The following is a 645-nucleotide window of genomic DNA, read 5'->3' on the forward strand; positions in this document are numbered from 1 at the left end:
TCTGCTTGGTCAGGCGCCGATGCCAGGCGAGCAGGGTATGTGGCGAGACGATCCGGTGGCCGTGGAGTCGCTGGGGCAGGAGTCGGGCGAGGGCGGCCAGCAGCGCCCGATCCGGCCAGTCGGGCTTCGGCGCCGTGACCTGTCTGCGTAGCACTGTGACCTCGTGGCGCAGGATGAGTATCTCGGCGTTCTTGGCCGCGGTAGACCGGCATGGCAGAGCGAGCCACGCGAAGGTCCGCGTGGCGAGCAGGTAGATCATCCGTATGAGCACGAGGACTGATCATGCCCGACCGTGGGGACAACGCCCAGGTCAGCAGCGGTGAAGCAGTTTTGAAGCGCTACGGGCGTCCTCCAGATCCGTGATCAGGTTCCGCGCCGTCTGGGTGACCCAGGCCGCGTTCGGGTGGGCGGTCGTGCCCAGGATCCGAATCCGGCGACTGGCCTGCTCAATCACCGTCAGCACGTGCAGTCGCGCGCCGGTGAGTGTGACAGCCTCGAAGAAGTCGCACGCCAGGAGTTCTCGACGACGGTCCAAATCTGACCCTTTGACAGCGTGTCAATCCTGACCCTTTTGTGGATTTTCATCTGATTCTTGGCCTTGGTGATCAAGGTCAGGAGGGAAGGGTGATTCCCGTGGAGGACTGG

At 63.9% G+C, this 645-nt stretch carries 2 protein-coding genes; both read right to left on the reverse strand.

The window, feature by feature from the left end; translation table 11 throughout:
- A partial coding sequence (locus P2L57_RS39860) for an integrase (RefSeq protein ID WP_275823324.1) occupies positions 1 to 271 on the reverse strand: 271 nt, incomplete at its 3' end.
- A 39-nt stretch (positions 272 to 310) separates the two neighbouring features.
- Positions 311 to 535: a hypothetical protein gene (locus tag P2L57_RS39865; protein WP_275823502.1), complete on the reverse strand. Its 225-nt coding sequence runs from the start codon at positions 533 to 535 to the stop codon at positions 311 to 313.
- Between the last annotated feature and the right edge of the window lie 110 nt (positions 536 to 645).

It is taken from the genome of Streptantibioticus ferralitis (assembly GCF_029223525.1).
In the GTDB taxonomy this organism is placed as follows: domain Bacteria; phylum Actinomycetota; class Actinomycetes; order Streptomycetales; family Streptomycetaceae; genus Streptantibioticus_A; species Streptantibioticus_A ferralitis.